Consider the following 25,827-nt stretch of genomic DNA (forward strand, 5'->3'; position numbering starts at 1 on the left):
TTACCTCTCTTCCTATATTTTCCCTCAAAATCCAGATCCGACCGGGAAGCGTATGCTTCCTGGGTGATTTTCCTTGATCTAAAGCATAAGATTTTCTTTAAAAATTTGTATACCCCATGGGGTATTGTTAGTCTATATACCCAGGAGGGTATATATGACCCAGAAAAAAGCAACAACTTGGTATTTGGAAAGAGTGCTATTTGCGATCGCAGGAACTTTTTCCTTAATCGGTCTCTACGTGGGATATTTCCTGACTCCTTGGGGATTGGCGCTGAACTTGTTGGTTTCCCTCAATCTTCTTCTGTTCGCTACGGTCCGTTTCTGTCCTGCGGCTTACATCTTAAGTAAATTAGGAGTGCCGTATAAATGTGAAGGGAAAGAAGCCAGTGTTTAAAAAGCAAATCCTCCGGTCTTTGATCGGGGGATTATTTCTTCTGCCTATTGGTGTCTATGCGGATTCGGATCAGGACTTCGAATCGGTTTGGAAGAAGGTACTAGAAAACTCTCCGTCCTTAAAGGCAAAGACGATGGAAGTCGAAGCAGCGAAGTCTGCGAGTGAAAGAGCGGGACTTCATTGGTTTCCTAGACTCTACACAGACCTGAGAACATATAACACGAATGATCCTAGTTTGAATTTCATGGGCAAACTGGGACAAAGGGCCGCGACTCAATCTGATTTTTCTACTAAGAGTGTCCGCAACAACCCTGCAAATTATTTGGATTCGAATAATCAACTTTATCAAAATCTGAATCCGAACACTGCAAATGCGTTTGCAAAGGACACATTAAATCATCCGGGAAGCAATACATACTCTAGAGGGACTCTAGGTCTCGACCTTTCCCTATATGAAGGAGGGGCTCAATCTGCTCTAAAACAAGTCCGAGATAAGGAACTAGAAGGAACTCGCTTAGAGAGGGAATATTTTAAGAAGACACTCTATTTACAAACGGCTCTCGCATATCAATCTTCCGCAATATTTGAAGAATCGATAAGAGAACAAGAAAGAATACTAAGTCAACTGGAGATCTATCTTTCTTCTTATAAACTTGATTCTGCTCTCAATCCGCTCGGACATGCTGGTTCTCTAGCCTTAAGATCACTTAAGCTCAGACTTGGGGCAGAGATACGAGAGAATGAGCTATACAAGACGGAGACACTAGAATCACTTCGGATCCTTTCCGGTGGTTCCGTGCAAGAACTGAAAACCGATGCGAATTCTTCCCTTCGCTTTTCAGATCGCTATCTTCCATTTCCTTCGGAGAAGACAGAAGGTAATACGATCCTTTCAAAGGTATACGACTCTTATTCCGAAGCGAGCAAGCAACGGGCAAAGATGGAAGGTGCCAAATTCCTCCCGAAAGTCGGAGTGTATGCGGAAGCATATGGCTACCAGGGAGATCGCAGCATTGCAAATTCCTATAATGCCGGAATTTATCTCCAAATGAATTTGCTGAATCCGACAGATATAGGTTCCAGAAAAGAAGCTATTCTGAAATCGGAAGCTGCGCACGCGAAAGCGGAAGAGATCAAGATAAAGGAAAACTCCAACTTCCTGACCCTGATCAAGAAGGAGAAGTCCTTAATGCTCACAAAACTGGATGCGGAGAAGGCATATCAACTCCAATCGGAGCAACTAAGGCTCTCCCAAAGTTTATTCAAAAAAGGGAATATTCCGATCGTGACCCTCGCAGAGAGTTTCTCTAGAACTGCAGACTCATTAAAGAAGAAGGGCCAGTCCGACCTGGAATACCTGAAAGTCAGAGCGGAATTAATCCTATATTCGGGAGAGATCAGTGAATCCAGAGAATAATGTATCCAAGGGCTTTGCCGGAAAATTAGCAAACCTGTTCGTCGTATCGAAACTTACTCCGATCTTTGCGATCGTAAGTATTTTGGTTGGGATCCTTGCAGTGTATCTTACTCCCAAAGAGGAGGAACCTCAGATCTCCGTCCCTATGGTGGATATTTCCGTTTTCTCTCCCGAGTATTCTGCAAAGGAGATGGAAAGAAAGGTCACTGAGGTGATCGAAAGAGGAGTCTGGGGTCTGGAAGGCGTAGAATATGTATATTCTGCGAGTAGCGATCACCAGGCCATGATCACGGTTCGTTTTAAAGTAGGTGAACCGTTGGAGCCTTCTCTCGTTAAGATCCACCATAAGATGATGGAATTGAGGAATGTCCTTCCGGAAAATGTTTCCTCTCCTTCTATCAATTCGTATACGATTGACGATGTTCCTTTTCTGGCTCTGACTTTCAGTTCTTTAGAGAGAGACGATTATTCCCTTAGAAGTCTAGTCGCTCCTCTTGCGAAAGAATTATCCTCTACCCCCGATCTTTCCAAGGTAGAGATCTTAGGCGGAAGAAAGAAAGCGTTACGTGTTATTGCAAATCCTGCGAGGATGAAAGAATTTGGGATCGACTTCTTACAACTCGCAGAAGGTCTGAAGGCAAACTCTTCTTCTTTTCCGACAGGAAAGAATTGGAGCAAGGAAAAGGAGTACGATATAGAGATCGACTCTTCTCTCAAGACTGTCGCACAACTCAGATCTGTTCCGATCAAACAGAGCTGGGGAAGAACTATTTCAGTAGGTGATGTAGCGGATGTTAAGGAAGGTCCACAGGAGAGATTGCATGAATCCCTTCTATTCCAAAAGGAAGGGAGCACAGAAGGTGAGAATGCGGTAACAGTCGTCTTCTCAAAAAGAAAAGGAACAGATATAGAAAGCCTATCGCAGATCATTCGAGACAGGGCAAACACATACAGAGAAACCCTGCCGAAAGATATAAAATATACGGTGATCCGAGACTACGGAATGACTGCGGGAGCGAAGTCAAAGGAACTGATCGAGCACTTGCTTATTGCGACTATCTCCGTTTCTGCGTTGATCGCATTGTGGATGGGCCTCCGGGCTTCTTTCGTAGTGTTCATTGCGATCCCGGTAACCTTGGCCCTGACCTTATCCGTTTATTATTTTCTTGGCTATACATTGAATCGCGTTACACTGTTCGCTCTCATTTTCTCGATTGGGATCCTAGTGGATGATGCGATCGTAGTTGTGGAGAATATAGAAAGGCATCTGCAACATTCCAAAGGAAAGGAGAAAGTAAAGTCCATTCTCGCTGCAGTTTCCGAAGTAGGAAACCCTACGATACTCGCAACGTTCACTGTAATCGCTGCTATTCTTCCTATGGCGTTCGTAAGAGGTTTGATGGGGCCGTATATGAAACCGATCCCGGTAGGAGCAAGCCTTGCGATGATCTTATCTCTCCTTGTTGCATTTTCCGTCATTCCATGGGTGGGCTTGAAAGTCTTGCATCAAGAGAAAAGATCGGAGAATTCACATAGGGTCTCTAAACTAGATCAAGGCTACCTAAAGATAGCATCCTGGCTTTTAGAATCGAAACGCAATCTAGGAAAGATGATCTTACTCATCTTGTTCCTTTTCATCGCAGCGGCCAGCCTAGTAGCTACCAAAGTCGTTAAAGTAAAAATGCTCCCTTTTGATGATAAGGATGAATTTCAGATCACTTTGGACTTTGATCCTACTACTCCGTTGGATCGTACCGTTTCACAGAGTAAAGAATTGGCGAACCTTCTCATACAAAACGAGGAGATCCAAACGATCCAGATCTTTGCAGGGGAACCTGCACCCTTCTCTTTTTCCGGGATGGTGAAGCATACTTTCTTGAGAAGAGATGATTGGAAATCCGATCTGCATATACTTCTAAGAGACAAAGGAACACGAAAGAAGCAGAGCCATGAGATCATAGAGTCTCTTCGACCCACTTTGAAAGACTTCGACAAAAGGAATGGCGTACTAACAAAGGTTCTCGAGATCCCCCCTGGACCTCCGGTACTTTCTACGCTTGTGATCGAGATCTATGGTCCTTCGCAAGAAGGTAGAAAGCAGGTTGCGAGCGAGATCCTCTCTATTGTGAAAGATCAAAAGGATATAGTGGATGTGGATTCAAGCTTACGAGAACTTCGTCCTAAGATAAACTATCCTTTCGATTTTCAAAAAGGAGGACTCGTTGGGGTTCCTTCTTCTCATCTTGCTAGGAATATGGGGCTGTTCTTTCAGGAAAGCTCACTCTTCCTTCTTTCTAATGATGAAAATCCGGAAGATGTTTCCGTAGACCTTTCCGTTCCGAATGAGATGCGTTCTTCTCGCCAACCTCTTTCCAAATGGAGTGTTTCTTCTAATATTTCCGGTTCGATCTCCCCAAGCGCTTTTGTGGGAAAGGAAAGAATCTCGAATGCAAGAGTCTTGCATCGCAAGAATCTGAAACCTCTGGAATACGTAACGGGAGAATTTTCCGGTGAGGAAGAAGCTCCTGTATACGGAATACTTTCTCTTTCTTCTAAGATCCCTTATCCAACCTCCACTGCTGAGGTGCCTTGGAATACGGATACTCCCAAGCTCAAATGGGATGGAGAATGGTACATCACATACGAGGTCTTTCGTGATCTAGGCGGTGCATTCGCAGTAGTAATGGTCTTGATCTATATTCTGGTGCTTGGTTGGTTCCAGAACTATAGATTGCCAATCATAATCATGGCTCCGATCCCAATCTCTTTGATAGGAATTATTCCGGGCCATTGGATTACCGGAGCCTATTTTACCGCGACCTCTATGATCGGATTTATCGCCGGCGCCGGGATCATCGTGAGAAACTCGATCATTCTCGTGGATTTTATAGAAGCAGAGATCGAGTCAGGAAAACCGTTACGACAAGCGGTTTTAGACGCGGGAGTTGTAAGATTCCGCCCTATGTTCCTGACGGCGGCCGCGGTGATCGTGGGCAGTTCCGTGATGCTATTCGATCCCATCTTCCAAGGACTTGCGGTTTCCTTGATATTCGGAGAGATCGCGGCGACTGTGCTGAGCCGATTCGCAGTTCCTGCGTTTTACTATTGGTTTTCGAGTAGGAGGTAGGGGAAGGGACTCGCCGTTACGCAATCTCGCTTCCTGCTCGATTGGGCTCCACGGCGTCTCGTCTGAGCCTCGGGACATCCTGTCCCTCGGTCGCAAACATTGACGCTCCCTATGGGTCGCTATGTTTGCTTTCTCAGACTCGCTTCGAGTCCCTTGGATCCGGTTTTGTTTTCTAGGATTTTTTTGCCGAAGAAGGGACTCGAACCCCCACGGTGTTACCCGCTGGTACCTGAAACCAGTGCGTCTACCAATTCCGCCACTTCGGCTAGTGGTTGGTGGGATTTTCTCCCTTTGGATAATTTTGGGCCTCAGGACTTTCCGTCAGCTTATTTTTGGAATTCATTGACACGATAATTAAGAGGAAAGTAGGGTCAGGATAAAATGAAAGAAGAGCGCAAGACTTCAGAAACGGACATTAAATTGGCCCTAAATCTTCGTGGCACGGGTAAGTACCAGTTCGATACCCAGATTCCGTTCTTTGAGCATATGCTCTCCCATGTTTCCAAGCATGGTTTGATCGATTTGGATCTCTGGCTGCGAGGCGACATAGAAATCGACTGCCATCATAGTGTCGAAGACACGGCCATTCTTTTGGGCGCTTCGATCCACAAACAATTGGGCGATAAGGCTGGCATTAGAAGATACGGGCACTATACTCTTACCATGGACGAGGTCTTAACCACTGTGGCCGTGGACTTGGGTGGTCGATATTTTTATAAATACACTGGGCCGGAGCTTACCGGGAAGTTCGGGATCTACGACGCGGAACTTTCCCTGGAATTCCTTCAAAAGTTAGCTCTGAACGCTAAAATGAATCTACATGTAGTCGTTCATTACGGCGAAAATAGACATCATATCCACGAATCTATTTTTAAAGCTTTGGGCAAGGCTCTTCGTATGGCGATTGAGATCGATCCTGCCGCGGGCGGAGCAATCCCTTCTACTAAAGGCGTCTTGGAATGATTGCTGTTCTTGATTATGGAATGGGCAATATTCACTCTTGCTTAAAGGCGATCTCTCTATTCACGAACGATTTTTCTTATACAAAAGATCCGGAAACTCTTAAGTCTGCGGATGCGCTTATCCTTCCTGGCGACGGTCATTTTGATAAGGCGATGTTAAATCTGAATGAGTCAGGTCTTCGTCAGTTTGTGGACGATCACGTGAAGAATGGTAAGCCTCTTTTCGGGATTTGTATCGGCTTTCAGATCCTCTTTGAAGATTCGGATGAGACCATTTCAGGAAATCAAAAACAGATCGTTCCCGGTCTGGGTTATATCAAAGGGAAGGTCCGCAAATTCAAGGGTAAGAATTACAAGGTCCCACATATCGGTTGGAATAAGCTGTATAAACGAAATCCTTCTAAAAGCAATTTGTTAAATAATGTGGAAGACGGATCCTTCGCTTACTTTATCCATTCCTATCGCCCAGTCGATGTGGAGTCTAAAGCGGTGAGCGGCGTTTGCGATTATTATGGCGAAAGATTCCCCGCCGTTGTTGAAAAAGATAACATTTATGGTACACAATTCCATCCGGAGAAGTCTCATTCTTTCGGTTTAAAGATCCTGGAGAACTTTATTAAATCTTTATGATATTAATTCCTGCTGTTGATTTGTTGGATAATGCTGCGGTTCGTTTGTTCAAAGGGAACTATGACGAGAAGACCGTCTATTCTACCGAACCTTGGAAATTGGCTGAAGGCTTTGAAAGAAACGGAGCCACTCTTCTTCACTTAGTGGATCTAAATGGAGCAAGGAATCAGATCGGCATTAATAGCGAATCTATTTCAAAGATCCGTAAATCTACAAATCTCAAGATCCAGTTGGGCGGTGGGATCCGAGATAAGGAAAAACTCGAATACTACGACTCCATCGGGATCGATCGTTTTATCCTAGGAACTGCTGCGGTCAAGGATCCTGCTCTTTTAGAATTTGCTCTTACTAAATATGGAAAGGATAGGATCGTAGTCGCCATCGACGCGAGAGACGGGATCGTCAAAATTGCAGGTTGGGAAGAAGATTCAGGAGTTCATTATCTGGACCTTATGGATAAAATGCAAAAGGCAGGGATCCTGAACATTATTTTCACGGATATCGCACAAGATGGAACTTTAGCAGGTCCAAATCTCAAAGCGTATAAGGAAATTCTAAGTAAATATAATTTCCAAGTAATTGCCTCCGGAGGGATCTCCTCTCTCCGTGATATCATGGCCTTATCTTCTCTCGGTACTCCGGTCCCTATGTACGGTGTGATCACCGGCAAGGCTTTGTACGAAGGTAAGATAGATCTAGCAGAAGCAATTACGAGCCTAGGTGCGGACTGATCCGAATTCATTCTCGCTCTTTGGCTTTCGGATATATTTTTCTTTCCTTATGCCTTCCTAATACGTAAAAAGGTTATTTATAATCGGAGTTCCGAATGAAAAAACTGCCATCTAACTATATTCTAGCTGTTGTTTCCGCCGTTGCCGCTTTCATTTCTTTTCTTTTGATCCGTAAATTCTTTGGTGGACAGGCTGGAGACGGAGTAGCACAGGCTATCTGCGATGCTCTGAGCGATTCGGGTTCCTGCGATAAGGTTTCCGAAAGCAGCATTTCGGCCATTCGCGGAGTTCCGATCTTCGGTGATATTCCGATCGCTCTCTTTGGATTCGTATTTTACGGTTTTATTACATATCTTTTCGTTCGCTCCGAACTGAACAAAGAAGGAGCCAAAGGATATCTTCTCTTTAGTTTTTATCTTCTTCTCTTAGCGCTTGTAGTCGATGTCGTTCTCTTTAGCATTTCCGTATTTTATATCGATGCGATCTGCGGCCTTTGCGCCGTGACTTGGACTTGCACTGTCTTGTTAACTGCGGGAACATTCTTGCAGATCAGGGATTTCGGAGACAAATCGCCAAAGATCATTCCTTCGGTCTTAAAGACAGAAGGGCTCAATGTCTATATCGCGATCTTGGCTCTTCTAGTCGTTGGCCAGATCGGTGGAAAATCCCTGAACAATTCCCTTGTAGAGGGAGAGCACGGCGGTCTCTCTCAAATCCAAAAGCAGCTCGCTGATTATGAAAAAGCTCCTCTTTTGGCGATAGACACCAAAGGCGCTTCCTTTCAAGGAGATCCGAATGCCCCGATCACGATCGTTAAGTATGCGGACTTCAATTGCGGACATTGCATGCATACTTCTCATATCTTGAAGAAGGTTCTGAGAGATTACGACGGGATCGTGAAAGTAGTGTACAAGAACTTTCCTTTGGACGCTTCCTGCAATCGATTGGTCCAAGCTCCTCGTCCGGAAGCCAGTTCCTGCGTGGCAGCTTCTGCAGCAATCTGTGCGGATAAGCAGAAAAAATTTGCGATCATGTATGATGATCTTTATAAAGACACTGAAAACCAGGTGATGCACACTCCTTCTACCGTACTTAGTTTAGCTCAACAAGAAGGATTGGATATGAATCAGTTTAGATCCTGTCTTTCTTCTCCTGCAGTGAGAGATCAGATCAATAAGGAAGTGGACGAAGCTGACAAACTACAAATCCACAGTACTCCTAGTTTGTTTATCAATAACAAAGCGATCCAAAGCGGAACTCCAAACGAGCAGTTCCTTCGTGCTTTGATCGAGAGCTTGATCAAGAAAGTTTGAGGATCTCTTGTGTCGGACACGACCGAGGAACAGAAGAAACAAATCCTTTGTAGGAACTGCGGTTCGAGCATTCTTTCCGATTCGGAAAAATGTTTGTTCTGCGGTTCGTATCAATTGCCGGGCCGTCTACCCTTCTGGAAATACCTTTCCGAAAGTAGGATCTTTAGAATGGGATTTCTATTCCCTTTCCCTACTTTCATCGCGATCTCTGCTCCTATCATTCTTCTCTTTTATCCTTTGCCGTTCTTAGATTGGTCTTGGATCTTCATTCTTTCTTTCTTCCTGATCTCTTTCACGATCTTCGGTTTTATCGCTGAGAGAATTTTCCTGAATAAGGTTAAGGGGGACGCCAAGGATTTTAGAGAAGGATTCTTTGAATGGCAAAAGAGCCTGTATCTGAAGAGTCCTTATCTGTCTTACCTCGGAATGTTCTTGTTTGTTTGTGTTCCACTCTTGGATTGGGAGGGACCGATCGCATTTTCGGCTTCTTCTTCTTTCATTTGGACCGCTCTGCTTGTATTCTTGATTAAGGTTCTGATCCCTCTTTTTTAAACTACGGAGACCCATCATGGTTCGAAAGGCCGTACGGATAATCATTCTGTTTCTGATCCTGGCGATCGTGCTAACCGGAACTTTGGTTTGGCATACGATCAATTTCCGACCTCTTACATTAGGTTTATATTATGAAAAGGTCTTTTGGGAAGATGTGTTGGATGATCCGGAGACTTTGACCTCTCTTAGGATCTTGGAGCCTTGGGGGATCCGTTCTCATAACCATAAATGGTCCGATTCGTCTCCGGAGAGGGAGATGGAATTAGCGGATAAGGCGAAACGAAATCTAGAGATCTTGCGGACGTATGATCCTTCTAATCTGTCTGGAGAAGATCGCACTTATTACAAGGCCCTTGAGTGGAACTTGGAACTAGAAGCGAATCGCGAACGCTTTATTTATAATTATTATCCAGTGAACCAGTTATTCGGTGTTCAGAATAATATCCCTTCTTTCTTAGCGACGTCCCATCTGGTGGAAGACGAAGAGGACCTGAACGCGTACTTGGATCGGCTCAAAGGAATTTCCGAGAAGATGGACCAGGTGCTCCGAGGACTGGAACTGCGGGAATCGAACGGGGTCATTCCTCCGGACTTTATCTTGAAGAAAGTGATCCATGAGATCCAAACCTTTCGAGTAAAAGATGTGGAAGCGAATATCCTTTATTCTAGTCTCAAGAATAAATTAGAAAAAACGAATGAGATCTCCGCAGATGAAAAAACTTCCTCATTGGCCGAGACAAAGAAGATTCTATCGGATTCCATTTATCCTTCTTATTTGAAACTTCAGACTTTTTTAGAAAGACAGTTGAAGTTCGCAGATAATAAGGCTGGCGCATGGAAACTTCCGAATGGAGACCAATTCTACGCGCATACGTTAAAGAATCATACTACTACAAACTTAACTCCGGCAGAAGTGCACCAGATCGGTCTTTCCGAAGTGAGTCGCATCCAAACAGAAATGAGAACGATCTTGGAATCGGTAGGGATGAAAGGAAAGAACATCCAAACTGCCATGAAAGAACTGAGAGAAAAACCGGAGTTCCAATTCCCTAATGAACCAAGTAGTAAAGAAAAGGTTCTAGAAACATACAAATCCATTCTAGAGGATGCTATCCAAAGATCCAAGCCTCTATTCCCGAAATGGCCAAAAGCTAAGGTGAAGGTGGAAAGGATCCCGGAATTCAAGGAAGCCGGTGCCGCCGGAGCGTACTATGAAGAGCCAAGCTTGGATGGGAAAAGGCCCGGCGTATTCTACGCAAATCTGAGAAACATAAAAGAGATCCCTAAATTCGGGATGAACACGTTAACCTACCATGAAGCGATTCCAGGCCACCACTTGCAAATTGCTTGGTCTCAGGAATTGACCTCCGCTCCTCGTAAATTGAGGAATACATATTTTACCGCTTTCGTAGAAGGTTGGGCATTGTATGCGGAGCATCTCGCAAAGGATTATGATTTCTTCTCCGATCCTTATATCGACCTGGGAAGATTGCAGGGCGAATTGTTTCGCGCGGTTCGCCTAGTAGTGGATACCGGCATCCATTATAAGCGCTGGAGTAGAGAAGAAGCGATCCGTTACATGTCCGACAATACAGGTATGGGTCCTATGGAAGTTACTTCCGAAATAGAAAGATACATCGTATATCCAGGACAAGCCTGCGCGTATAAGATCGGAATGATGTCCTTCTTGAAAATGAGAGAAGAATGGAAAAATACCAAGGGAACTTCTTTCGATATCAAGGAATATCATGGCTTTGTCTTAGGAAAAGGCTCTCTTCCTCTAGAGATCTTGGAATTGACCTCGAAGGAAGAACTAGGTATAGCTCCTAAGAACTGAATCCTTCTGGATGATGATTGAGAGTCTTCGATTTTCCTGCGGGGAAGGATTGCAAGATGGCAGCGTGCAAGAAGTCTCTGGCCTTTTCGACTGCCGAAGAAAGAGATTCTCCCTGGCCTAAATAAGAAGCAATTGCAGAGGAATAGGTGCACCCTGTCCCATGGGGATTGAAATCCTGAACGAAAGGTTTGGAATAAGAAAAGCTCTCTCCATTCGGAAACCCTAATATATCTAAAGCTTCACTAGAGTTTTTGAGATGCCCACCCTTCAACAAGACAGGAACTCCTAGCTTCTTTGCCAGGGAGATAGCTTCGGGTCTCATTTCTTCTACAGAGTGTATATTGCCTGAGCCTAGGATCTTGGCCTCGTCCAGATTTGGAGTGATCAGGTTTGCCAAAGGCAATAGATCTTGGATCAGGGAATGGATCGCCTCATCCTGCAAGAGTTTGGCCCCGCTTGTCGCTACCATGACCGGATCCACAACCAATTGAAAGTCTTGGCCCTTGGCCCTATATTCTTTTAGGATCCTAGAGACTGTTCGGATTAAATTCTCAGAGAATAACATTCCAGTCTTCACAGCCTTTACGGGGAAGTATGAGAAGACTGCGTGCATTTGCTTTTCTAAAAAGTCAGGATCCACTTCTAGGATTCCTGTGACCCCGTCCGGATTTTGTGCGGTAAGGCATGTGATGACCGAAGCTCCAAAGCTTCCTGTACTATTGAATGTTTTGAGGTCGGCTTGGATGCCTGCTCCTCCCCCGGAGTCGGAGCCTGCGATCGTGATTACTACTGGTTTTGACATGAGTTCTCTTAGATTAAGGCCAGCCGAATAGATCCCAATCGACTGTTTCTTCTCTAGAGAATTTGATTCCTTCGGATTCTAAAAGTTTTTTTTGCAAAATCGCTCTAGGCGCATCGCCTCTAAAGGAAATTTTTCCCTGGCTATTGATCACTCTCTGCCAAGGGACCTTCTGCTCCTGTCCTTTTTTGAGGGAATTCAAGGCATATCCTACGGCTCGGGCCGCTCTCGGTTTTCCTGCCAGGACTGCAATCCTTCCATAGCTAGTAACTCTGCCTTTTGGGACCTTCTTTACAATTTTATAAACTTGTTCGTAGAAGTTCGGGAGCTTTTCCTTTTCTTTGACTCTGAGTACTATCTTCTTTGGCTTAGCTTTCATACCGCCGATCTTTCCATCGCATTCGGATCGTTGCTGGGTTGAGGCGGCCTTAGAGGCAATTCAACTTTGAACACTGTCCTTCCGGGAGAAGAATCCACAGTGATCTTTCCCTTGTGCTTCTCAACGATACCTTTCACGATCCCGAGGCCGAGTCCGGATCCTTCTCCTTGATCCTTGGTGGTAAAGAAGGGATCCCAGATCCGATCCTTGATGGCAGGATTGATGCCTGGGCCGTCGTCCTGGACCTCGATGGTTACGGTTCCTCCGGAAGAATATACGGAAAGCTCGATCACTCCTTGGCCTCGAATTGCTTGGTTCGCGTTTTGGATGAGATTGGTCCAGACTTGGTTCAATTCATCGGGATTGCATACAACTTTAGGGATCGGAGAGAAGTTCTTCTTCACTTCTACTCCATACTTGAGTTGGTTGTTCATGATCACCAAAGTGTTTTCGATCCCTTCTATAAGATCGGCGTTAGTAAAGGATTTGCTTTGATCCAAGTGGGAATAGTATTTGAGAGCCTTGACGATGCGAACTATGTTCCGGATAGAATATTTGATATTCTTAATATTTCTGTTCGTGTTGGAGGCATGCTTCAGCATTTCATAGCCGGATCTGGCGCTTTCTCCCTGCACTAACACTTCGTAGATGTACTTTCGCACTTCCATAATATCGTTCTCTATAATAAAGGAAGCGACTTCTCCTGCGAACGAAGGATCCACACCGATCTGGATCATCTCTTCTCGTACTTCTTTTTTCACACGGAATTTGTCCTTAGATTCCATCGGCTGGTTCTTCTTTCTATCTCTAAGAATATGAAGAAGGGCGACTTCGAAGGATTTACGTAACTTCTTGTTTCTTGCGAATTTCACGATCTCGAATACGTTCTTTACGATATAATTCATATTCGATTCTAGATTATCCGCTGAACCGTTAATCACTCCGGCAGGTGTATTGATCTCATGTGCGATACCCGCTACCATGGTTCCAAGCGACGCCATCTTTTCAGACATGATCAATTGGGATTGAGCGCTTTCCAATTCTTGGGTTCTATGTCTGACTTTTTCTTCTAGGGTTTCTGTAAGCTCTATTAGCCTTTCATAAAAAATGGAATTGGATAAGGACATCACCGAGACGGAACGCATCTCGTTCAGTTTTTCCAATTCGGAACTAGTGTATCTTCTTCCGTCCGATTTAGGACCTAAGACCAGCATTCCCAAAAGACTCTTATTCAAAATGAAAGGAACCAGAAGCTCGGCCTTTGTTTTTGCAGAGAAAGCGAGAGCATGCTCCTTGATCTGGAGGAATTTTGTGTTCTCTATGAATTCCTCCGAATAGAAGATCTTATCGTGTTCAGTGATCCAAAGTAGGAAGGGGTCAAAGATATAAAAATGGTCCTCCCCTTCCTGGTTCGGATAAGGAGAGAATTTTCCAAGGTCTTCCTTCCAAAGATAGATCTTAGATCTACTAGCGTCGATGATACTCGGTAGGAATTTCAGGATTTTATCGCAGACACTTTCGGTGATGTTGGTTGCAATCAAATCGCTCTTGAATTTATCTAACGAAGAAAGATACTTTACGTATTCCTGGTCTTTTATGTTTAATTTGGAAAGAGCCGAAGATAAATTCCAGTTTGTACTGAACTCATTGAACCAGATCCATACGAATACGGCTCCCAAAGTAGTGAACGGAAGGCTGATCAGCAAGGCGGTCGTCCGATTCGAGTCCAGAGAACTGAAATCTAAAGCGATAATTAGCGCCGACTGCAAAAGGAATGCTGCTAAAACGAGACCTACTATGGGTCCGAATTTGCGTATGATTTTCATCGCTTGCCCGTAAAATTAGGCTTAAGAATGTCAACTTCCACGATTCCAGTAAAGGAGTTTTTTACCATCGCAAGGGTCTTCGGAGCCTTCTATGATTTGTATTCTCCCGAAAGGGGAAGGGTCCGGGCAGTTCTAAGAGGAAGGCTCCGAAATTTCGCCGTAAAAGAAAGACATCCCTTTGTTGTAGGGGATCGGGTGCAGGCCATGGAATCGGGTGGGGAATGGGCGATCGAAGAAAGGTTGTCCCGTAGGAATGAACTTCTTCGTAAAAGCAAGGAAGGTGATGCGCAGGTTTTGTGCGCAAATGTGGATCAGGTTGCAGTTCTTGCCTCTTTGAAAAATCCGGAAACCAAAGATGGCTTCCTGGACAGGTGCCTTGCTGCTGTCCATCTCGCCGGAGTTACTCCCTTGATCGTGTTTACAAAATCGGATCTAGTCGACCGAGAAACGGCCGTTTATCGAGCCTCAGTATATCAAAATTTAGGCTACGAAGTGTTAGCGGTTTCCTGCCAGACCGGCCTAGGTCTAGACGAATTGCATTCCAAGTTTTCGTCTAAAACAACCTACTTAGTGGGAAATTCCGGCGTAGGAAAATCAAGTTTAGTGAACGTCTTATCGGATAGAGAGTTGCAAAAGACCTCCCAAATCAGTCTTTCTACAAAGAAAGGTAAGCATACGACTACGAATTCCAATTTTTTGGTGCTTGATGATAATATCATATTAATCGACTCTCCCGGCATTAAAGAATGGGGTATCCTCCATCTTTCCAAAGGGGAAATTTTGGATAGCTTTCCTGAGTTAAGGAAGCATAAAGAGTTATGCGATATTTCGGATTGTTGCGATGCGGGGCCCGGTTGCAAAATGTTACTTTCTTTGAAGGAAGAAGCCGATATTAGCGTTGAAAGGAAGAAAAGCTTGGAATCTATGCTTGCCAGCTTGGAAAACCCGTTTAGAATTACACGTAGGGACCACTTAAAAAATGAAAGTAAGCCCTAAATCCTTAGAATATACTTCGATCGAAGAAGTACTCAACTTTGTACGGGATTATGGCGCCGGAAATATGTTACGTTTCCTGCATGCTATCGAAGATAATAGCGGCAACGTTCTCGTAAAGGAAGAGGTCCAAGTCAAAGAATCTGCCCTGGCAAGGTTGAAAGAGATCAAAGGCCAATACAACGCCGACTTTAAGATCAAGCTAACCAAGGAACTAGTAGGGCAGATCCAGGATAAGCTCTGCGAAAAGATCGTATTTCAACTTAAAACAACGGATAAGAAATTCCTGAAATTCATGTACGAAGAGAATACCTTCAATTACAAGGGTATTATTCGGAACGCACTATCCAACAAAAAGCATCTTCTCGCTTTGTTTAAGGTGTACGAAGTAAATGCGAACTTCTTTAAGCACATTTGTGAGTTGGGACTTCTTGCCCTTGGGATCGTACTCATTCCGGATGCTTTAAAATATAAAATGCTCCGTCGTTATTCTTTCCTTGGCGGTGTTTTTATGGATATCGCTAGGGTCTCGGGAGACCAATGGAATCGACCATTCCCTGACGATACTGAAAAGACCAGGATCGCAAAACAATGTGCGAATTTCATGCAGAAGTTGGATCTTCCGGAGTTCGTATGCTCGGCCGCTTCGAATCACGTTCCTTTAGGACTACAGGATAATACCGAAGTAAGCGCTATTCCTGCAAAAAAAGGGGATAGAGAAAATCCGGACGAGACATTCTTTGCCGAGTTATTGATAGAAGATGGAGAAAGCGATTCCGGTCCTGCTGCCGAAGAAGAAGAGGAATCCGGTCTTCCTGACAAGTCGGAAGATTTCCTAAGAGAACTTCTCACAGATTCCTTAAAGATCGCTCGTTATATTCATACCGTTAGTTCCTTTACCCACGATAAAGAATATGTGATGGAAGAGCTGGTATACTTTCTCGCTTACAATACTACTCGCGGTTATTTTAACGAATTACTTGCCAATCCTCTCGTGAATCTCTTCAAGCAATTTGAAGAGAATGTTAAGCGTATGCGTAAGCTTGCGGAAGTGGAGATGCAATGTCTTCATCCTCCGGCAGCTTGGGCGTATCCTAAACCTAAGGCGAGTCAGGTTCTCTGCAAGAACAAGGTCTGGGATTGTCCGAATATCGTGCAAGGTTGGGATATTCATGTGATCTCTTCGCAAGAAGCGTTCGGCTGGGTAGGATCTAGTTTGGCAGCGGATCATTATCCGAAATGCAAATTAGAAGAAGAGTTAGATTCCCTTCCAGAGATAGAGCCTACTAAGAAAGTTGAGAAGAAATAGAATCTGTTCAATTTAAACTACTAATCCCAAAGGGTTAGTGCATTAGTTTCGATTGAAAACTGCCAAACGGTCATTTTTTGGAAATTTTTTTCTTACATAAATCCAAGTAATTTTAGAAAACGGCATTATACAAAGGATTCGTAAAAAAGTCCTTGTTCGTTTGTTGTATATAAAGCAATCTTAAGCTTAAAAGCGAGGGAGATAAAATGTTAAAATCAAAGAAAACCCTAACAATTCTATCGTTTCTTTCAATTGCTTACCTGCTCGCCTGCAGCCCTAAAACTAGCAGCGATCATGTAAAATCGGAAGCAACGGAAGCAAATGCCAAGATCGTTTGGATCACTGGCGACGTTAAGATCCAGTCTGCGGAAGGAGAGAGAAAAGCCGAATTCGGACAATCAGTTTCTCCGGCAGACACCATTATTACCGGCAAGAACGGATCCGTGGAGATCATGATTGCCAACAGTGGTATCGTAAAAGTTTCCAAAGACACTGAGTTGTCTGTAGCTGCTCTCACTAGTGAAGAAGGAGCTAACGTGAAGGTGAACTTGAATTACGGAAAGATCGTAACCATGGTTCGCAAGGAAAACAAAAACTCCGACTTCCGCGTAGTAACTCCTACCGCACTCGCTGGGGTTCGTGGAACTACCTTCTTGACCTCTGTAGAAAATCCTACCGGTGGAAAACCGAACTGTGCCGAAGAGCATTGCGATGTTAAATTCGCAGTCTTGGAAGGTTCCGTTGCGGTATCTAAAGTGGGAGAGGATGGAGAAGTCATTCTGGACAGAAACAGAGAGATCACTCTGAAAAAGAACCAGAAGTTGACTGACAAGATGATCCTTTCTCTTCGTCCTGAGTCCGTAAAACAACTCAAGGGACTGATCGTTCTGAAAAAGAATGATGTTTTAGAATATAATAATCTTGTAGATGAACTCAAAGCTTCTAGTGAAGAGCTTCGCATCCTAAGCCAAGCTTCTACCGTAGAAGAGGCTCGTACTCAATTGCAGAAACGTGAGATCTCTAAGGCAAATGCTGATGAGGTCACTAAGACTGCAAAAGAAGTGAACGAGACCAAATACGTTCAACAAGACGTTCAAAAAGAAAAACTGAAATTGAACGCGAAAGAAACCTTCTAATCGAAGCTTTCTTCTTATTTTCTTCGCTTTTACCTTTTCTTTGAAATCTGAGCCCCGCTATTCGGCGGGGTTTCTCTCTTTATAATCGTTAGTTGGGCAAACGGAGCCGAGCAGAATCGGTCACGACCGACTGCAGACTGAAAAATTCACCTTCTTTCATTCGAATCAAAAAACACGGAATTAGGAAAAGATTTGCTAAATCCGTCCTACGGAAATTTTTTTACGGGATGGGGACCTCTTCTTTTCGTAATCTTAAATTACTCTCCTTAATTGTAATATTAGGAAGCGCTTGCTCTTCCGTTCAAAAGCTGGACGAGCCTTCTAAATTGATCCAAGAACCTTATTACAAGCCTATCGGAGAATCAGCCAACGTATTCATCTTCCGCGAGTCCGAATCGGACTTTAGGGTTCGTAAATCCGGGCATGAGGTCCCCGTAATCGCCTTTAGTCCTATCGAATATCCTAAGTCTGTGGACAATAAATTGGCCTCTTATTTCGAGCAAGAGATCAGTTTGATATGGAAGGATATCAAATATACGAATGCAAGGATCTCTAAGGATGCTTGGAAAAGTAAAGAGGCTTTATCGGACGAATTAAAGAAGAAGGATACGGACATCGTTGTATTTGGTTCCATCTCTGAGTCGAGCTCCGGTTGGACTTTTAAATTTGAGATCAAAGACTCCGTAGACGATTCTAAGTTCGGTGAATTCGAACTCAGTTTTAAGAAACCTGTATCTACCGAAGAAGTGGGCAACTGGACCCAGGCGATCTTTTGGAAGGCATCCGATCGGATCATTTCTTTGGAAACCAGGCAAACTACTGTTCCGGTTTGGGATCGTAAACCGGACGTTGCAAGGATCAAGGAAATCGTAAATTCTTCCGTAAAAGGATTTTTGAATGTTCGCGCTTCTTCCAGCGATACGGAGATCCTTTGGAAAGGAAAGTCCTTGGGATCCACTCCACTCTTGGACATTCCGATCTCAGAAGGCATTCAAGAGATCCAATTGGTTTTAAAAGGAAAGAAACCTATTACTAAAACCGTTCAGGTGAGAGCCGGAAAGAAGAACTTTCTATTTCACGAATGGGAAGAAGACAAGACCTTAGGATCCGCAAAAGTGATCAGCGTACCGAACGGATTGTCTGTTTCCATTGACGGTTATAAGCAAGGAGAGACTCCTTTTTTCCGAAGTAATCTAACCCCTGGTGCATATCAGTTGGAACTCTTGAAGGAGAGCGCTGACGGGTCGTACGTATATTACGAAGGAGTTCTAGATGTAAAACCGGATAAGGTCGCGGAGCTCGCTCTTCCTTATACGGGCAAGGATCTGCTTTCTGAATCCGAATTTTGGAAACCTTCCGGAGAGAATGGCTTCTCTGCGATCGGACCGAAAGGATTGGAATTCGCCAAAAAGAAAAATCTTCCGAATGGCTGGAACGGTGCTTACTCTCTTCCTTTCATTCCCGAAGAATTAGAGTTAGAAGGGTATTTCCTTCTTCCTGTGGATCACAAGGAAGGTTCCGTCGCGGTAACTTTCCATTTTCCCGGACTTTCCTTAGGACTAGAAGCAGGAAAGGAAAAAGTCTCTATCTTCCAATTTCCTTCCGATGGAAGAACATTAGGAACATATAAATACAAGGATGTGGATAAGGATGTGGGCCGCCCCTTCTCCTTTAGAGCCGATCCGAAATCGAAAAAACTCTCTCTCTATTTGGGTAGCGACAAGGTTTGGGAAGGAGATCTTCCTGCGGGAGGACTCTGGACCGTTTCTGTCCTTACCCGAGGCGAAGAATTTAGGGAGAAGGCTCCGTTAAAAGATTTAAAGATTCTTTATAAAGGATACAAGTGATGAATCGCAAGCTAATCTATCTTATCCCGTTCTTATTCTTACTTCTATTTGGGGTCAATTGTGCTTCTAAGGATTTTCGTAAATCCAATGCGCAAGACGCGATCTTAGAAAAAGATCTGATCTCTCGCCAAAAACTCAAACAGGCTTCCCGACTGATCAACGAAGGAAACTCGGCCTTCCAAAAGGAAAAATTCGAGTTAGCTCTTTCCAAAGGGAAAGACGCCGTGAATACTTATCCTACTGCCGAAGGATATTATCTGATTGGATCTTCCCAGTACCGTTTGGGAAAACCGGAGGATGCGATTTCTTCTCTGAAGAAAGGAACCGAGCTAGATCCTGAGAATGAGCAAATTTTGCTAACACTCGGGATTATTTATACGTCTCAAGGTGCTAACGGCGATGCCATCGATGTTTACTCCAAATTGGAAAAGCTTCCGAAAGTAGACGGATCCTCGTATACTTTCAAGAAGGCAGTTTTGCTCAAGACAGTCGGAAAATACGAAGAAGCCTATTCTTCTCTGAAATCCATTCCGGAAGATAAGTTCAAATTTAAGGCCCAGCTTTATATGCAATTGGGCGACACTGCTGTACAGTTGAAAGACTACGAGGCGGCGGAAACTTATTTTGAGAAGGCCAGAAATGCGGATCCAGAGCTTGCTTCCGCAAAGCAATCCGCCTCCGCTACCAGAGTCGCCTCTCTATTAGAAAAAGGGAATGCTGCGCTAAAGGCCAAGAATTACAGAGAAGCAGTCCAACATTTTACTTCTGCGACCCAGTTGGATGCCAAGAACCCTTCTCCTTACGTTTTCTTGGGAAATGCCAAAATACTTTCCGGGGACAATGACGGAGCGATCAAGGCATTCGAAACTTCCCTAAAACTGAAGGCCGATTATTGGGAAGGTTATTCCGGTTTAGCCTCCGCGTATAGCAAGTCCGGAAATCAGCCGAAAGCAATCTCCGTTTTAGAAAAGGCGATCCCATTCTTCCCGAAAAATGCAGCTATCTATAATCAGATCGGATTGAACCAAAAATCCTTGGGTGAAAATGCGAAGGCAATGGTTTCTTTTACCAAGGCCAGAGAGTTGGATCCGAATTACAAGGAGCCGATTCTGAACTTAGTGTATCTTCTTGCCTCCGAGAACAGATACAAGACTGCTAGAAACGAATTAGATAAATTAAAACAAGACGAGGGAGTGAAAAAGGTCCAAGTCTTTTTGGATGTTTCCGAACTCATCAACGAAGGGGATTTGCGTCTGCGAAAAGGAGATACCAAGTCTGCCAAGGTCTCTTTCGATAAGGCAAAAGCAAAGGACAGCGAAGATCCGGGTGTGTATACCGCTTATGGTCGTTTGTATCAGATCGCAGGAGATTCTAAGCAATCCGAACAAAACTACTTGAAGGCGCTTACTTTGCAGAAAGGAAATCTTTCCGCTCTGCAGGGTTTGATCCGTCTTTATTCTGCACAGAAAAACCAATCCAAGGTAAATCAATACACGAAAGAGTTGGAAGCGGTTACAGGCAACGACCCGATTTCCGGGATCGTGATCGCGAGAACGTACGAGGATAAGAAAGAATTCGAAAAGGCAGAGAACGTATACAAAGGATTATTAAAGAAATATCCGGATAACGAATCCGTTCATTTCCGACTGGCCTATCTGTATTATAAAATTGCGCTAGAAGAGAACGAAAAGGCAAACTACGATTCGGCTACTTCCTGGTTGAGCAAGGCAGAAAAGTTGACCAAGGATCTGCCTGAGATCGCAGAGGCTAAACAAACCATCGAGCAAAACCGCAAATTTGCGGAAGTGATCCCTACGATCCAAAAGGCAAATCGTCTCTTTGATTCCAAGGCTTACGAAAAGGCTCTTCCGTTGTATCAGTCCGCATACGATAAGACCAAGAAGCTGACCTTATACATTAAGATGGCTGAATGTTATCTAGCGATGGGGCTGGAAGAAAAAGGGATCCATCTCTTGGAGACTTCTCCGGATGCATCTAAAAACCTTGCGGCTCAGGAAGCGATCAATGCATTCCTCTTGAGAAAAGGAGAGGTAGACAATGCGGAGAAGGGCTTTCAAAAGATCCTAGAGAAGAAGCCAGATTCCTACTATAGTCACTATCAGCTCGGGATCATTGCTCTTCAGAAAAAGAACTACGACTCCGCAATCGAATCTTTCGATCGTTCTTGGCTTTTAAACTCCGAGTTCACTGCGTCTCGGATCGGAAAAGGAATCGCATATTATAACCAAGGTAAGAGCAAGGAAGCCAAAGAAGAATTTGAAAGCGCCATGAAGGTGGATACGGAGAATGAACTTGCTCCGTACAATATTGGGATTGTTCTCTTTAACGACAATCTTTTAGATCAGTCCGTAAATATCTTCAAAGACATCATTAAGAAGAATCCTGACTTTCCGGATGCATATTTCCAACTTTCTTATATCTACTTTAAGAAAGGAGATCTGGAAGCTGCGGACGCTGAGATCGTAAAAGCGATCGATCTAGAGCGAAACGAGAAGTTCTTGCACGCGAGGATCCGTATCTTATCCGAACTCAGGCTCAAGAATCCAGGCAACGCCGAATACAAGCGTTTGTCTTTGGAATTAGGAAGAGAGCTTGCGGAGAAGTATCCGAATTCTCCGTATTCTAGCATTGCTGAAAAATTGGTCCTTTCCGATTCGGATACTCCGGTGATCGTGCAGCCGTTCCCGAACAGAGGATCCCTAGTCGGAGTTCCTGTGATCGTAAACGATCTTCTACTTATGAACTACGGATCTTCCATCGAAGCATTGGATAAGAATAGAGCGATCCGTCTTTGGAGGATCACAAGCGGTAAACCCTTCAGAAATGTGATCGCAGACCGAAGAGTGTATGCGTTTACCGATAAGACTCTCGAAGTAAGAGATCAAAATTCGGGAGCCATATTCAATACGATCGATCTCGCAGGCTCGTTTAAAAAGGCCTCCGTTGCGGGAGATCGTATCCTTGTAGAAACGGAATCCGCAGGCAAACGAACTCTTACAAGTTACTCGGATACTTTTGACGAAAGTAAATCCTTGGCCTTGGATTCCAAGACTTGGTCTTCTTCTAAAAAAGGTCAGGTATTCCTCCTAACGTCAGGTCAGAAAGAAGATAAGATCCTATATACGGATTCCAAGTTTACTAAGGATGCTGAACAAGCTTGGGCCGGTAAGGTAGATCCTAAATTACTGGGTGGTACCGACGAAGGAGTATTTTACAGGACCGATAAAGAGATCCTATACGTTTCGGCAAACGGAAAGGTGAGCAAGTCGGATCTAAAAGACAAGTCTGCATCCTTATTTAGCGTTCGCGGAAATTCTCTTTGGTTTACCGGAAGCGATAAGATCTATAGAGTAGATGCTGGTTCTTCTTCGGTAGCAGAATTGAAGATCGACGATAAGGCAGTAGAGGGTCTTCTTCCTGGCAAGAAGAAGGATATTATCGTATTATATAAAGATAATACTGCGGTGAGATACGGAGAAAAAGGAGAAGTCGTTTGGACCTACAAACTGGCCCAGGATAACGACAATGTTTACTCTTTACTCTATCACTGATCAGATCTTGATCCGATCCAAATAGTAGATGCGGGAGCCGGCCTCCCGCTTCTCTTTCTCAAAATAAGAAATAGGGAACCCTTCTCTACTTAAAGAAAACTCTCGGTCTTTTGCCGTCCATCTGGGATCCTCTCGGAAGAATCGAATTCCTCTGCGGGCATACGGGCCGTAGTCCGTTGCAAAATGGAATTTTCCCCCTTTGCGAAGAAGGATATGTACGGTATCGAGGAATCTAGGATTTAAAGTTCTGTGTTTATGATGTCTTTTCTTGGGCCATGGATCGGGGAAGTTCAAAAGGATCTCGTCGAAGGTCTCCTCTTTGAAGATTTCTTCTAAAAACCAATTAAAATTCACAGAAAGAAGTCTAACGTTCTCGATACCATTCCGGGAGAGATCTCGGAAGGTCTTGCGAATACGATCAGCCTTCTTTTCCATCAGGATGAATCCCGTGTTCGGGTGAGCCTTGGCAAGCTCTACCGCAACTTCTCCCCAACCGGAACCAAGCTCTAAGTAATATGTCCCGAATTCCTTTGGAAACAAATCGCTTTTTTTTAATTTACTTCCCGACTTGATCTTTAAGAAATATTCCGAAGCAAAGGGTAGTCTAGTCGCGATTTTCCATTGTTTTTCTCGAAAATCAGATGTCATCGCTTCTTGCCTTTGAAAATACCAAATCTCCAAGTTGTCTAATTTAATACAGTGAAAATAAAATTATACGGAGTAAGAGGATCTCTTCCTACTCCGCTTTCCGGTTCCGAATATAGAGAAAAACTAGAGAAGATCCTGGAGACCGCTCATCTTGAATTCAAAACCAAGAACGGATCCTTCTCAGTACAGCATTTTTTACAAAGCTTAGATCCGAGCCTGCTACGTCCTGTAGGAGGAAATACCACCTGCGTCTATGTAGAATCCCAAAAAGGGGAAAAGTTGATCATAGATTGCGGCTCTGGGATGAGAGAACTCGGTAACGATCTGCTTAAGGAAGGCATCGCAAAGGGTGGTAAGATCAAGGTCCTAGTGACCCATACTCATTGGGATCATATTCAAGGCTGGCCATTCTTCAAGCCAGGTTATATTCCCTCCGTCGAAATCGATTTCTATTCTACCATTGAGAACTTGAAAGAAAGATTTGATCGGCAACAAAATCCGGAGAATTTCCCGATCACCTTGGACGAGATGATGTCCAAGAAAACATTCACTCTGTTAAAAAGACAGAAAACGGTCCAGATAGGGGATTTCAAGGTGACTCCCTTCCTTCTGAAGCATCCAGGGAATTGTACAGGATACCATATAGAAGAGAACGGCAAAAGCTTTCTATTCTGCACGGACGTAGAAGTCCGTGATGAGGATCTCGATGAGTTCGCTCATCTAAGGGAGAACTTCGGTAAACCCGATATGCTGATCATAGATGCTCAATATAGCTCCGAAGAAGCGGACCGTAAGATCGGTTGGGGGCACACTTCGGGAAAGATGGCGGTAAGATGTGGAGAAGTATTAGGTGTGCATAAGTTGGTACTAACGCACCATGAACCCGATCATCCGGATGAAGAGATCATACGAATGTTCAATCAAGAGAAGGGATCCACAGACTTAGATGAGATCGTACTAGCCAGAGAGTCGGATACCTTCCTTCTATAATCCGATCGCTTTAGTTATCTTAGTACTCAAGAAGTAGTTTAATAAGACTTCTAGTTTCTTTTTAAAAGTTTTCTTAGAAAAAAAGAAATCTCCTTTTAAAATTTCTACTACGTTGTATTCTTTCTCGGCCATGCAAAGACTAGAGATCGGGATAGAACCCTCTTCCCAGAAAGAAGAACCCGGTCTTTTCGCGGATAAGAGATTCTACATAAGGTTCCGAAAAGACAATCGGGTTCGATTATTCGATAAAGGACAATGGAGCGAAGGAATACTATTGGATATATCGATGATGGGAGCTTCCATTCATTCGAATACCGAATGGGAGGTCGGCTCCAGTATAACGTTTATGTCTCCAATGTTTTCCTGCGAGATAGAAGGCGACATCATACGTAGATCAAGTTCGGATCACGGCTATAGATATGCTATAGTATTCCATGATCTATGCGACGCTAATACACTTGAGATCTTGAATAAGATAGCATACTGTAGTTAACGATTTTTTTATACGAGCTTGGAATTTTTTTTCAAAGCTCTAAACTCAAAGGTCCCAAGGCCGACATTTATAATAGGATGAACCTGGGAGCAATACAATCCTCAGTGATAGAAAGACCGAGAGATACATCGGTTCAGTACATCGGACATGGGCAGCTTGAGAGCTCGCCCCAGTCTACCTCTGTCCTACACGTTATTTCCCATGAATTAGGCCATGTTGCTGAGTTTAGGAATGAGGCTATCCGCGATAACGCAGAGCTTAGGTCCTTAGAAGTATCCATCCATTATGAGATGAGAGATGGAAAACTAGTAGCGGTCGCCGGCGAAACCAAGGCTACCACTGTTAAGAAACCGGAAAAGGACTCTTCTAAAGGTTGGGAACTTGCCGAGCAGAGCCAATCGGCAGATAAAAAGCCTGAGTCCGCTAAGAACAAGGAAGCAGAGAATCGTTCCGATCTCATCTCCGATAAGGAGTGGGAGCTTATGTCAGAACTGAGAGAGATCGATCTTGAACTAAACCGTTTAGACAAGGGCCAAGTATCCAATGAGGACCGGGAAAGAAAGACAGAGGACGATGCACGCCGTCATATGGAACTCGTCGAAAGAAAGAGAAAGCTGGAAATGGCTTTAAGCCAAGAGAAGTTAAAGGCCCTTTTGGATGAAACTCTAAAGACGATCCAAGAATTGAACGAGAAACAGATCCAATTTGCCGGAAAAGTATATTATGGAGATGCGATTAACGCTGCCGGCAACCTGATCGAAGCCCAAGCCTAATTTAAGCCTGTTCGTGAACCTCGTCCGGCATCGGATCGTCGTCGATCGATGGGACAATCAAATTCTTCATCATAGTTTCTATGATCTTTCTAAGCTCAG

Annotated in this window: 21 protein-coding genes and 1 tRNA gene; 17 read left to right on the top strand and 5 right to left on the bottom strand. The window is 44.1% G+C overall.

The features are described from left to right. The first annotated feature begins 154 nt into the window (after positions 1-154). The 3 genes from EHO57_RS07780 to EHO57_RS07790 are packed head-to-tail and all read left to right on the top strand — an operon-like array spanning position 155 to position 4,938. Positions 155-394: a YgaP-like transmembrane domain gene (locus tag EHO57_RS07780; RefSeq protein WP_135644451.1), complete on the top strand. Its 240-nt coding sequence runs from the start codon at positions 155-157 to the stop codon at positions 392-394. Then, a complete protein-coding gene (locus EHO57_RS07785) occupies positions 387-1,811 on the top strand; it encodes a TolC family protein (protein ID WP_135644453.1) in 1,425 nt (474 codons plus the stop codon). Before EHO57_RS07780 ends, EHO57_RS07785 begins: the two co-directional genes overlap by 8 nt. Beyond that, positions 1,795-4,938: an efflux RND transporter permease subunit gene (locus EHO57_RS07790; protein WP_135644455.1), complete on the top strand. Its 3,144-nt coding sequence runs from the start codon at positions 1,795-1,797 to the stop codon at positions 4,936-4,938. The genes EHO57_RS07785 and EHO57_RS07790 overlap by 17 nt, the downstream gene beginning before the upstream one ends. 184 nt (positions 4,939-5,122) lie before the next feature. On the opposite strand, the gene EHO57_RS07795 is transcribed toward EHO57_RS07790, so the two are convergent. Next, positions 5,123-5,204 (bottom strand) — tRNA-Leu (locus tag EHO57_RS07795). A gap of 115 nt (positions 5,205-5,319) precedes the next feature. Here EHO57_RS07795 and hisB point away from each other — a divergent pair. The 6 genes from hisB to EHO57_RS07825 all read left to right on the top strand — a co-directional run bounded on the left by hisB (position 5,320) and on the right by EHO57_RS07825 (position 10,963). Beyond that, a complete protein-coding gene (gene hisB / locus EHO57_RS07800; protein ID WP_135644458.1) occupies positions 5,320-5,901 on the top strand; it encodes an imidazoleglycerol-phosphate dehydratase HisB in 582 nt (193 codons plus the stop codon). Then, a complete protein-coding gene (hisH, locus tag EHO57_RS07805) occupies positions 5,898-6,530 on the top strand; it encodes an imidazole glycerol phosphate synthase subunit HisH (RefSeq protein ID WP_135644460.1) in 633 nt (210 codons plus the stop codon). Before hisB ends, hisH begins: the two co-directional genes overlap by 4 nt. Then, positions 6,527-7,261: a 1-(5-phosphoribosyl)-5-[(5-phosphoribosylamino)methylideneamino]imidazole-4-carboxamide isomerase gene (hisA, locus tag EHO57_RS07810; RefSeq protein WP_135644462.1), complete on the top strand. Its 735-nt coding sequence runs from the start codon at positions 6,527-6,529 to the stop codon at positions 7,259-7,261. Before hisH ends, hisA begins: the two co-directional genes overlap by 4 nt. Positions 7,262-7,356: 95 nt before the next feature. Then, positions 7,357-8,574: a vitamin K epoxide reductase/DsbA family protein gene (locus EHO57_RS07815; RefSeq protein ID WP_135644464.1), complete on the top strand. Its 1,218-nt coding sequence runs from the start codon at positions 7,357-7,359 to the stop codon at positions 8,572-8,574. A gap of 9 nt (positions 8,575-8,583) precedes the next feature. Then, positions 8,584-9,126 (top strand): hypothetical protein, encoded by a 543-nt coding sequence (locus tag EHO57_RS07820; RefSeq protein WP_135644466.1) that lies wholly within the window; start codon positions 8,584-8,586, stop codon positions 9,124-9,126. A 16-nt stretch (positions 9,127-9,142) separates the two neighbouring features. Further along, positions 9,143-10,963: a DUF885 domain-containing protein gene (locus EHO57_RS07825; RefSeq protein ID WP_135644468.1), complete on the top strand. Its 1,821-nt coding sequence runs from the start codon at positions 9,143-9,145 to the stop codon at positions 10,961-10,963. Here the strand turns inward: EHO57_RS07825 and thiD are convergent. Genes thiD through EHO57_RS07840 form a run of 3 tightly spaced genes read right to left on the bottom strand, consistent with a single transcriptional unit; the run spans position 10,953 to position 13,967 of the window. Continuing rightward, positions 10,953-11,765 carry a bifunctional hydroxymethylpyrimidine kinase/phosphomethylpyrimidine kinase gene (gene thiD / locus EHO57_RS07830; RefSeq protein ID WP_135644471.1) on the bottom strand — a complete coding sequence of 271 codons (813 nt, stop codon included), beginning with the start codon at positions 11,763-11,765 and terminating at the stop codon, positions 10,953-10,955. The two genes, EHO57_RS07825 and thiD, sit on opposite strands and share 11 nt — an antisense overlap. A gap of 13 nt (positions 11,766-11,778) precedes the next feature. Continuing rightward, a complete protein-coding gene (locus tag EHO57_RS07835; protein ID WP_135644473.1) occupies positions 11,779-12,141 on the bottom strand; it encodes an MGMT family protein in 363 nt (120 codons plus the stop codon). Then, positions 12,138-13,967, bottom strand: a complete 1,830-nt coding sequence (locus tag EHO57_RS07840; protein WP_135644475.1) for a sensor histidine kinase — start codon at positions 13,965-13,967, stop codon at positions 12,138-12,140. Before EHO57_RS07840 ends, EHO57_RS07835 begins: the two co-directional genes overlap by 4 nt. A gap of 27 nt (positions 13,968-13,994) precedes the next feature. On the opposite strand from EHO57_RS07840, the gene rsgA reads away from it, so the two are divergent. From rsgA to EHO57_RS07865, 5 genes are all read left to right on the top strand, one after another. Further along, positions 13,995-14,963: a ribosome small subunit-dependent GTPase A gene (rsgA, locus tag EHO57_RS07845; RefSeq protein WP_135644477.1), complete on the top strand. Its 969-nt coding sequence runs from the start codon at positions 13,995-13,997 to the stop codon at positions 14,961-14,963. Continuing rightward, a complete protein-coding gene (locus tag EHO57_RS07850; protein ID WP_135644479.1) occupies positions 14,947-16,269 on the top strand; it encodes a hypothetical protein in 1,323 nt (440 codons plus the stop codon). Before rsgA ends, EHO57_RS07850 begins: the two co-directional genes overlap by 17 nt. A 206-nt stretch (positions 16,270-16,475) precedes the next feature. Beyond that, entirely contained in the window at positions 16,476-17,405 is a 930-nt protein-coding gene (locus tag EHO57_RS07855) for a FecR family protein (RefSeq protein ID WP_135644482.1), read from the top strand. Positions 17,406-17,632: 227 nt separating this feature from the next. Next, positions 17,633-19,252 carry an LIC10124 family lipoprotein gene (locus tag EHO57_RS07860; protein WP_135644485.1) on the top strand — a complete coding sequence of 540 codons (1,620 nt, stop codon included), beginning with the start codon at positions 17,633-17,635 and terminating at the stop codon, positions 19,250-19,252. Then, positions 19,252-22,824, top strand: coding sequence for a tetratricopeptide repeat protein (locus tag EHO57_RS07865; RefSeq protein WP_135644487.1), 3,573 nt, complete (start codon positions 19,252-19,254; stop codon positions 22,822-22,824). The genes EHO57_RS07860 and EHO57_RS07865 overlap by 1 nt, the downstream gene beginning before the upstream one ends. Here EHO57_RS07865 and trmB read toward each other — a convergent pair whose 3' ends face one another. Continuing rightward, positions 22,825-23,472, bottom strand: coding sequence for a tRNA (guanine(46)-N(7))-methyltransferase TrmB (gene trmB / locus EHO57_RS07870; RefSeq protein ID WP_135644490.1), 648 nt, complete (start codon positions 23,470-23,472; stop codon positions 22,825-22,827). A 51-nt stretch (positions 23,473-23,523) separates the two neighbouring features. On the opposite strand from trmB, the gene EHO57_RS07875 reads away from it, so the two are divergent. The 3 genes from EHO57_RS07875 to EHO57_RS07885 all read left to right on the top strand — a co-directional run bounded on the left by EHO57_RS07875 (position 23,524) and on the right by EHO57_RS07885 (position 25,728). Further along, the gene (locus EHO57_RS07875) at positions 23,524-24,462 is read left to right on the top strand and encodes an MBL fold metallo-hydrolase (RefSeq protein WP_135644492.1); all 939 of its coding nucleotides are present in this window, start codon (positions 23,524-23,526) and stop codon (positions 24,460-24,462) included. A 130-nt stretch (positions 24,463-24,592) separates the two neighbouring features. Continuing rightward, positions 24,593-24,955 (top strand): PilZ domain-containing protein, encoded by a 363-nt coding sequence (locus EHO57_RS07880; RefSeq protein WP_135644494.1) that lies wholly within the window; start codon positions 24,593-24,595, stop codon positions 24,953-24,955. Between the two features lie 77 nt (positions 24,956-25,032). Continuing rightward, positions 25,033-25,728, top strand: a complete 696-nt coding sequence (locus EHO57_RS07885; RefSeq protein ID WP_135644496.1) for a hypothetical protein — start codon at positions 25,033-25,035, stop codon at positions 25,726-25,728. Positions 25,729-25,827 lie beyond the last annotated feature (99 nt).

Origin of the sequence: Leptospira langatensis, from assembly GCF_004770615.1 — a bacterium.
In the GTDB taxonomy this organism is placed as follows: domain Bacteria; phylum Spirochaetota; class Leptospiria; order Leptospirales; family Leptospiraceae; genus Leptospira_B; species Leptospira_B langatensis.

Excerpts from the sequence above, each read along its gene's own strand:
- EHO57_RS07780 (WP_135644451.1), top strand. The coding sequence starts at position 155 with ATGACCCAGAAAAAAGCAACAACTTGGTATTTGGAAAGAGTGCTATTT.
- hisB (WP_135644458.1), top strand. The coding sequence starts at position 5,320 with ATGAAAGAAGAGCGCAAGACTTCAGAAACGGACATTAAATTGGCCCTA.
- hisH (WP_135644460.1), top strand. The coding sequence starts at position 5,898 with ATGATTGCTGTTCTTGATTATGGAATGGGCAATATTCACTCTTGCTTA.
- hisA (WP_135644462.1), top strand. The coding sequence starts at position 6,527 with ATGATATTAATTCCTGCTGTTGATTTGTTGGATAATGCTGCGGTTCGT.
- EHO57_RS07815 (WP_135644464.1), top strand. The coding sequence starts at position 7,357 with ATGAAAAAACTGCCATCTAACTATATTCTAGCTGTTGTTTCCGCCGTT.
- EHO57_RS07825 (WP_135644468.1), top strand. The coding sequence starts at position 9,143 with ATGGTTCGAAAGGCCGTACGGATAATCATTCTGTTTCTGATCCTGGCG.
- thiD (WP_135644471.1), bottom strand. The coding sequence starts at position 11,765 with ATGTCAAAACCAGTAGTAATCACGATCGCAGGCTCCGACTCCGGGGGA.
- EHO57_RS07835 (WP_135644473.1), bottom strand. The coding sequence starts at position 12,141 with ATGAAAGCTAAGCCAAAGAAGATAGTACTCAGAGTCAAAGAAAAGGAA.
- EHO57_RS07840 (WP_135644475.1), bottom strand. The coding sequence starts at position 13,967 with ATGAAAATCATACGCAAATTCGGACCCATAGTAGGTCTCGTTTTAGCA.
- rsgA (WP_135644477.1), top strand. The coding sequence starts at position 13,995 with ATGTCAACTTCCACGATTCCAGTAAAGGAGTTTTTTACCATCGCAAGG.
- EHO57_RS07850 (WP_135644479.1), top strand. The coding sequence starts at position 14,947 with ATGAAAGTAAGCCCTAAATCCTTAGAATATACTTCGATCGAAGAAGTA.
- EHO57_RS07855 (WP_135644482.1), top strand. The coding sequence starts at position 16,476 with ATGTTAAAATCAAAGAAAACCCTAACAATTCTATCGTTTCTTTCAATT.
- EHO57_RS07860 (WP_135644485.1), top strand. The coding sequence starts at position 17,633 with ATGGGGACCTCTTCTTTTCGTAATCTTAAATTACTCTCCTTAATTGTA.
- EHO57_RS07865 (WP_135644487.1), top strand. The coding sequence starts at position 19,252 with ATGAATCGCAAGCTAATCTATCTTATCCCGTTCTTATTCTTACTTCTA.
- trmB (WP_135644490.1), bottom strand. The coding sequence starts at position 23,472 with ATGACATCTGATTTTCGAGAAAAACAATGGAAAATCGCGACTAGACTA.
- EHO57_RS07880 (WP_135644494.1), top strand. The coding sequence starts at position 24,593 with ATGCAAAGACTAGAGATCGGGATAGAACCCTCTTCCCAGAAAGAAGAA.
- EHO57_RS07885 (WP_135644496.1), top strand. The coding sequence starts at position 25,033 with ATGAACCTGGGAGCAATACAATCCTCAGTGATAGAAAGACCGAGAGAT.